Annotated in this window: 7 protein-coding genes and 1 pseudogene; 2 read left to right on the plus strand and 6 right to left on the minus strand. The window is 60.1% G+C overall.

Annotated elements, in window-relative coordinates; all coding sequences use genetic code 11:
* The 6 genes and pseudogenes from ABSE61_RS35300 to ABSE61_RS35325 form a co-directional block, all read right to left on the minus strand.
* Window positions 1-916 (minus strand): amidase (locus ABSE61_RS35300; protein ID WP_423875792.1); only part of this gene is annotated, 916 nt, incomplete at its 3' end.
* 86 nt (window positions 917-1,002) lie between these two features.
* Window positions 1,003-2,319, minus strand: coding sequence for an MFS transporter (locus ABSE61_RS35305; protein WP_423875793.1), 1,317 nt, complete (start codon window positions 2,317-2,319; stop codon window positions 1,003-1,005).
* 117 nt (window positions 2,320-2,436) lie between these two features.
* Complete coding sequence (locus ABSE61_RS35310) at window positions 2,437-2,982, minus strand: MFS transporter (RefSeq protein ID WP_423875794.1); 546 nt, start codon at window positions 2,980-2,982, stop codon at window positions 2,437-2,439.
* A 217-nt stretch (window positions 2,983-3,199) separates the two neighbouring features.
* A pseudogene (locus tag ABSE61_RS35315) lies at window positions 3,200-3,730 on the minus strand (MFS transporter); the annotation flags it as partial.
* A 128-nt stretch (window positions 3,731-3,858) separates the two neighbouring features.
* Entirely contained in the window at window positions 3,859-4,062 is a 204-nt protein-coding gene (locus ABSE61_RS35320; RefSeq protein ID WP_423875795.1) for a hypothetical protein, read from the minus strand.
* 247 nt (window positions 4,063-4,309) lie between these two features.
* Window positions 4,310-5,218 carry a LysR family transcriptional regulator gene (locus tag ABSE61_RS35325; RefSeq protein WP_423875796.1) on the minus strand — a complete coding sequence of 303 codons (909 nt, stop codon included), beginning with the start codon at window positions 5,216-5,218 and terminating at the stop codon, window positions 4,310-4,312.
* A 137-nt stretch (window positions 5,219-5,355) separates the two neighbouring features.
* On the opposite strand from ABSE61_RS35325, the gene ABSE61_RS35330 reads away from it, so the two are divergent.
* Window positions 5,356-6,519: an HlyD family secretion protein gene (locus tag ABSE61_RS35330; protein ID WP_423875797.1), complete on the plus strand. Its 1,164-nt coding sequence runs from the start codon at window positions 5,356-5,358 to the stop codon at window positions 6,517-6,519.
* A 113-nt stretch (window positions 6,520-6,632) separates the two neighbouring features.
* On the plus strand, window positions 6,633-7,573 hold a 941-nt coding region (locus ABSE61_RS35335; RefSeq protein ID WP_423875798.1), incomplete at its 3' end, for a DHA2 family efflux MFS transporter permease subunit.

Consider the following 7,573-nt stretch of genomic DNA (forward strand, 5'->3'; position numbering starts at 1 on the left):
AATCGAAGTCCTGATCTTCGATCTCGATGATCTCGGCGCCGGCGGCCTTCGCCTTGGCGATGGCGGCGTTGAACACCGCATTGACCGCCTGATGTTCGGGCCCGCGGCCCATCAGGTTGAGAAGGACACCGATCCGCTTGCCGGCAAGGTTCGCCATTTCCGGATGCGGGACGATCGGGCTGGCGAGCCCCTCGACCGCACTCGTGGCAGGATCGACGAAATCCCGACCGACCAGGACCGATAGAAGCGTGGACGCGTCGGCGACGGTTCGTCCAAACCCCCCGACGACATCCATCGTGGTCGACACGGGAATGACGCCCGCACGGCTGACCAGTCCATGCGTCGGACGAATGGCCACCACCCCGGCTGAATTGGCTGCATTCCGAAGCGAGTTCACCGTCTCTGTTCCGACCGCGAGCGTCGCCATTCCTGTCGCGACGGCGACGGCAGACCCGCCGCTGGAGCCGGCAGCAAACCTGGATTGATCGTAGGGATTCAGCGTCTGTCCACCAAGCGAACTGATTGTGACGCCCGCTATGGCAAGCTCGTCGAGATTGGTCTTGCCGACGATCAGGGCGCCTGCGGCGCGCAGTTTGGCGACTGCCGCGCTGTCTTCGCTCGGCGTTACCCGTGCTAGAAGAGCCGAACCGCCGGTCGTCGGTAGATCCTTCGTGTTGAAGTTGTCCTTTATCGCTACCGGGATGCAGTGGAGGGGACGAAGGGATCCGCGCTGCCGTTCCTCCTCAAGTGTCTTTGCCTGGTCTTCCAGCTTCGGATTGACGGTGATGAAGGCTTTAAGGCGGGGGTTGATAGCCGCTATCCGTGCGCTCACATGTTGCGCAATTGCGGTACAGGTCAGGCGGCCAGCAGCCTGCTCTGCGAGAAGTTCACTGACGCTCGCCGAGTTCAGATTCATGGATTGTCCTAAGGCCGGGCCGGTGACTAGGGATGCGAAGACGACTGCTGTGCACGGAATCTTTCGGCAAAATAACCGATCGTGGATCATGCGTTTCTCATCTTCGCTAAGGCGGCTGCCTGGGATGCCGGCACGACATGCCCCTTTGGCCCCGAGACGATATCCGGTAGGAGCGACGTGAGCGCGGCGCCGATGAGGAGAAAGCCCGCGAGGATATAGGTTCCGGTCTCGAAGCCGCCGGTGTAGGCCGATGCGGAGCCGATGATTGCGGGGCCAAAGAAGCCCCCCAGGTTGCCGATCCCGTTGATGATGCCGCGGGCGCCCCCCACCGTATCCTTGCCGAAGATCAGCTTCGGCAGCGTCCATAAGAGGCTGATGGTCGGCTTCAGGAACAGTCCGCTTGCCGCCAAGAGGCTGAATGACAGCCATCCATGATCGGACAATGCGGCGGCGGCAGAGAAACACGCCGCGAAGCCCAACATCGAAACGACAACGTACCTTCGCCGGTTCAGAGATTTGTCCGACAGCGTGCCGAAGACGTAGAGGCCGATGAAGGACAAGAGGAACGGTGCAACAGTCAGAACGCCTACGGCGCCGATTTCCTGTTGCGTGACCGATTTCATGATGGTCGGTAGCCAGATGACATAGCCACCATTGGCAATGTGAAAGCAGAGATAGACGGCGCTCAGGACGCACAGGTTGCGATCACGGATCAGTCCCAGAATGCTGATGCGGGCAGAGCGTCGATCGTCTGCGCCTCGCTCGTCGGCCGCAAATTCGGCGGTAAGATAATTCCGCTCCGCATCCGAAATCCATCGTGCGGAAGCCGGTGTTTCGCTCACGAGGGGAATCCAGATCACCGCGAAGGCAAGCGACATCAAGCCCTCGACGACGAAGAGCGCGCGCCAGTCATAGACGGTCAGAATGTAGCCTGAGAGGGGCCCCGCAATCAGCGAGGCGATTGCGGTATTGGTAATGAAGAGGGCGCTGGCGCGACCGGATTCCCGAGCAGGAAACCAGTTTCCGAGGATGGTGTAGATTGCCGGGAAGACGCCTCCCTCGGCGACTCCGACCAGGAACCTGGCAACCATGAGTTCGGGGCCCGTGCGGACGAAAGCCGTGCCGATCGTCAGAAGGCTCCAGACGAACAGCGCCACGGCGATGAATAGCTTTGCGTAGCCCCGCTCGGCTAAATGGCCACCCGGAAGCTGAAGAACCAGGTAGCCCCAGAAAAAGACGCCGGCCGCAATTCCAGCATAGCTCAAGTCGATTCCAAGATCAGGCGCCAACCCGCCCGCAAGGGCATAGCCGATGTTGTACCGGTCCATATAGGAAATGCAGTTTAGCACGATGAGGGCTGGGACGATGCGATACCACCGCCCGTTCGGAATTCCGTTCGGCACGCGGCTTCCTCCTCCGGGTTTTTGCGAACCGTAGGTCGTTCGATGAAGCCTGCAATCTTGATTCGAACAATCGAGTCGCGCTCGACGGTGTTTCTTGGATCGCGGCTGAAGTCCGCATCAGGCCGACTGCATAGGCTGACTTTTGCTCAATGGCCGGTTGGATGTGGTGCGTGTAATTGCCGTCAGCACAAACGCGAGAATTGCGGCGCCGGCGGCGGCTGGAAACACGGTTCGAAGGCCGAAGGTCTGGGCGATCATGCCTGCGGCGGGGCCTGCCATGGCGATGCCTAGATCGAAGCAGGCCAGATAGGCGCCCAAGGCCAGTCCGCGGTTCTGAGTCGAAACCCGCCTCAGCGCCTCGATGCCAAAGGCTGGGAAGATCAAGGAGTAGCCAAGACCGGTCAACGTCGCGCCGGTGACCCCGATACCAGGCGTGGGTGCCCACCAGATCGTGACAAGCCCCAGCGTTTCGGTGGCGAGAGATGCCATCGCGACATTGAAGCCGCCGATCCTGTCCGGCAGACCGCCAAAGATCAGTCTCATCAGAATATAAGCCAAACCGAAAGCCGTAAGCGCTGCGCCCACTCCTGACCATCCGTGCCGGTTGTAGTAGAGCGGCAGGAAAGCCGAGATGGTGCCGATGCCTGCCGATGCCAATGCCATTACCAACCCTGGCGGCCAAATCCGACCAAGTAGTTTGAGGTAAGATATGTGCGGCTGCGGTTCTACCGCGAGCGGACGAAGCAACGCAGCGACCGCAGTCGCGACCAGAGGCATCGCAATCGCGCAGTACGCGACCGCGTTGAAATCCAAACTGCGATAGACTTGCGTTCCGATCGGCGCGCCTATGGCGAGGGCGCTGTACATGGATGCCCGACCATGCCATTGCCCGCCCTGCATGGGCAGATCCGACGCGGGCCACGCTCCAGGCCGCGGTTGCCGTGATGAACAGGCTTTCACCGAATCCGAGCAGGATTCGGCCGAAAAGTAAGATTGAGAGGGCGAGCAGAGGGCTTCCGATCGCGTGGCTGGAAGCCAGGTAACACAAACCCGAGACCGAAGCCGCGGCCAAACCAGCAAGAGTGGTCGGCTTGGGACCTCGAGAGTCGCACATGCGACCGGCGTATCGTCGACTGACAAGGGTGGCAAAAGATTGCGCGCCGACCACGAAGCCCACGATCAGTGCATTGAAACCAAGACTATCATGAACAAAAAGCGAAAGAACCGGCAGCGGAATGCCAACAGAGAGAAACCCTAGACACGCGACAAGTGCGAAGGGCGCTAACTGGCGATTGACTGCAAAGCCTTTAGCCTTCCAGTTCGTGTCGAACCATGACGTACTCACGCGAGGTTCTCTCCGATCGCGGCTTTCGCCCTCTGCTAAGATTAGGGACTTCCTATAGTTTGTCATGCGATCGACCCGTGAAGCGCAGGCTTGAAGACGGCACCACCGCCGAGTCAGCAAATGGTTTGCCGAGACGGCGGCGGCGTGCAGGCCAACGTGTCCGAGAGAGTTACCGTTTCAATTCGGTAGGACACTCAGTTCCCGGCAGGCAGAAACTTCGCATCGTCTCTCCAGTTGCTTCCCGTATCCGCGTTTGAGGGAGCGATCAGCTGGTTATACGCTCCGCGGAAGCTGTCGTGATGCGCGTGGCGTACATGCCGCTCGGCGGCGTCCGCCATCTGAACAGTCGAAGCAGCAATCAAAGAAGTGGCGAGAACGGTCAGAATGATCTTACGCATTTTAGTCTCCTATCGTAGGCGCTTTGCCATCAGGCGATTGCCTTGGCTTCTCAGCGCATTTCCGAGATAGGGGAAGGCGGCCGATCTGACTATCGGCGCAATTTGGGGAGGACTATCCTTCGGGACTGGATAATCACGTCCGTGTCAAACGCAGTACGGGCGATTGCACGGCGGCGTGATGCATCCATTCAAAATCCTCTTGATGGGCGAAGCGTCGTCCAATGAAAGCAGCGTACATCGTTTGCCTTCACCAGGGATTGATCAGCCTCTGTTGCCTCGCACTGCTGTCGACGAGGACGTCGATAAATCTGCGGACTTTGGCCGACAGATGATGGCGATGCGGATAGACCGCGCTGATAGCCAATTCCACTGGCCGGTAGTCAGGAAGCAGACCAACAAGTCGACCCGCTTCGAGATCGCCGGCAACAAGAAAGCCCGCCGCCAGACTGATGCCGGCGCCGTCAAGCGCTGCCAGCCGCAGCATCTCGCCGCTGTTGGTGAGCAGGTTGCCTGAGATCGGCGCGACGGCGGGCGCGCCCTTGCGGTCGATAAAATGCCATCCGTCCTGAAATGGATAATGCACGTGCGTAACGCAATTGTGGTCGGCGAGTTCGGACAGTTGCTGCGGCGATCCGTGCTTTTCGAGATAGCTAGGCGAGCAGCACAACACATGACGCCACTTGGCGAGGCTGCGTACGATGAGGTTTGAATCGGGCGGCGGCGCGAGTCGAACCACCACGTCATATCGCTCATCGATCAGGTCGACGTCCCGTTCGCCCATGACCAGGTCGACCTTGACCTCGGAGTACGAAGCAAGAAATTCGGACACCGCCGGCGCGATAAACGGGACCATATGAGCGGACGTGTAGATACGAAGCGTGCCCCGCGGCGTCGACTGCGAGGCACTGGCCATGCCATCCGCTTGTTCGAGTTCGGCAAGGATGTGCGTGCACTGACTGTAATAGGCCTTGCCGACTTCGGTGAGGCTGACTTTCCGTGTCGTGCGGTTGAGCAGCCGCGCGCCGAGCCGGTCTTCGAGAGCTTGCACGTGGTTGCTTACCATCGTCGTCGACATATTGAGGTGGCGTGCAGCCGCGGAAAATCCGCCGCTATCTGCAACCTGGACGAACGTTGTCAGGCTGGTCAGCCGATCCATGGGTGCCTCCGATTATCCGCCCTTACTGGATAATGCTTTCTATTTTTCCCTGATTATCAGATCACGTGCGGCATTGCATATCGCGGGTGGAAGGGGGCGGCCTCTGTGAAGGACGCCGTTCTCTCCAAGAGGTTGCCATGTCAAATTTGCCTTATGTTTCTGATTTACCTGTTAAAACAGGATTCAGCCTTTCCCATCAGGCGATCAAGCGCGCGGCTCTGGCCTTGGCTCTGGTCTTGGGCGTCGCCGGTGTGGCTGATTTTGGCCACTACTATCTGACGACGGGGCGGTATCTGCAGTCGACCGACGATGCCTACGTCAAGGCCGACTCCACGATCGTCTCGCCCAAGGTCTCCGGCTATCTCTCCGAGGTGCTGGTTGCCGACAACGAGTCCGTCAAAGCCGGGCAGTTGCTGGCGCGGATCGACGATCGCGATTTCAAGACCGCACTCGATCAGGCGCGCGCCGATGTCAATGCGTCCCAAGCCGCGATAAGTAACCTCGATGCGCAGATTGCCCTGCAGCAGCCGTTGATCGAGCAGGGCGGAGCCGATGTGGCGGCCGCCGAAGCCAACCTGAAGTTCGCGCAAGAAGAACAGGCTCGCTACGATGACCTGATGAAAAGCGGCTCGGGCACCGTTCAGCGTGCGCAACAGACCGATGCAGCGTTGCGCGAGAAGATCGCGCAGTTGCAGCACGGCAAATCCGGCCTGCTCGCAGCCCAGAGGAAGGTCGACGTCCTCACCACCGACCGTGCGAAGGCCGTTGCCCAATTGGATCACGCCCGCGCGGTCGAAGCGCAGACGGAGCTGAACCTGTCCTATACGCGGATCATTGCACCGGTCGACGGCACCGTCGGCGTGCGCACGCTTCGGGTCGGTCAGTTCGTGCAGGCCGGCACGCAGTTGATGGCGGTTGTTCCGCTCGACGCGGTCTATGTGGTGGCCAATTTCAAGGAAACCCAGCTCACCCATGTGCGCGATGGTCAACCCGTCGAAATAGAGATCGACAGCTTCCATGGCACTAGGCTCAAGGGTCATGTCGATAGTCTGTCGCCGGCAAGCGGTCTCGAATTCGCGCTGCTGCCCCCCGACAATGCGACCGGCAATTTCACCAAGATCGTGCAGCGCGTGCCGGTGAAGATCGTGCTCGACGATCGCAGGCTGACCGGGTTGCTGCGGCCCGGAATGTCGGCAGAGCCGACCATCGACACCAAGGCCACCGCGGTCGCCGGGCGCCAGTCGAGCAGCCGGTTGGCGTCGAATGCCACCCCGCAGTCACGCCAAAAGGCGGCCGACTGAAATGCTTCATCCGGCGGGCTTGGTCAAATCCTGCCGGTTAGCGCTTCCACTTTTTCGAAGGCTATCGAGCCAGTTCGTTCAATGCATTCTTCTGTCACCAAAGGGGGACAGCCATGATCACGCGCCAGACCACTATCGACACCGCATCATCGGACCTTAGCAGCGATCGCTCGCGGGTCGGTGTCGCATCGGAGCCGACGGCTCCCTCACAGGCGGTGTCCATCAAGACCTGGATAGCGGTGTTCGGTGCGACACTCGGCGCCTTCATGGCGGTGCTCAACATTCAGATCGTCAATGCATCGCTCGAAAACATTCAAGGCGGGATCGGCGCCGGCATCGACGATGGCGGCTGGATTTCGACCTCTTATCTGATCGCCGAGATCATCGTGATTCCAATGAGCGGCTGGCTCGCGCAGGTGTTCTCTGTCCGCGTCTATCTGCTGACCAATGCTCTGCTGTTCCTCGTGTTTTCCGCCGCCTGCGCGCTGGGACAGGATCTGTCGCAGATGATCGTGCTGCGCGCCCTCCAGGGTTTTTTCGGCGGCGTGCTGATCCCGATGGCCTTCACCCTCATCATCACCTTGCTGCCCAAGTCGAAACAATCGATCGGCCTTGCGATGTTCGCGGTGTCCGCGACGTTCGCGCCTGCGATCGGGCCGACGATCGGCGGCTATCTTACCGAGAACTGGGGCTGGGAGTACATCTTCTACGTCAATCTGGCGCCAGGCGCGCTGATGTTCGGCATGCTGTGGTTCTCGCTGGAGGCTAAGCCGATGAAGCTTGCGCTGCTGCGCGAGGGCGACTGGCCCGGCATCGTCACCATGGCGATCGGCCTGGGCGCGCTGCAGACCGTGCTCGAGGAAGGGAACAAGGACGATTGGTTCGGATCGGACTTTATCGTGCGGTTGTCGGTGATCGCCGCTGTCGCACTGTCGCTGTTCTTCTGGATCGAACTGACCAGCAAGAAGCCGCTGTTGAATCTGCGTCTGCTCGCCCGCCGCAATTTCGGTTTCGGTGTCCTCGCCAACTTCCTGATGGGCATCGCTTTGTACGG

It is taken from the genome of Bradyrhizobium sp., from assembly GCF_049519115.1.
Classification (GTDB): Bacteria; Pseudomonadota; Alphaproteobacteria; order Rhizobiales; family Xanthobacteraceae; genus Bradyrhizobium.

Coding starts and splice junctions, on each gene's coding strand:
- ABSE61_RS35330 (WP_423875797.1), top strand. CDS start 5,356: ATGTCAAATTTGCCTTATGTTTCTGATTTACCTGTTAAAACAGGATTC.
- ABSE61_RS35310 (WP_423875794.1), bottom strand. CDS start 2,982: ATGGCATTGGCATCGGCAGGCATCGGCACCATCTCGGCTTTCCTGCCG.
- ABSE61_RS35325 (WP_423875796.1), bottom strand. CDS start 5,218: ATGGATCGGCTGACCAGCCTGACAACGTTCGTCCAGGTTGCAGATAGC.
- ABSE61_RS35320 (WP_423875795.1), bottom strand. CDS start 4,062: ATGCGTAAGATCATTCTGACCGTTCTCGCCACTTCTTTGATTGCTGCT.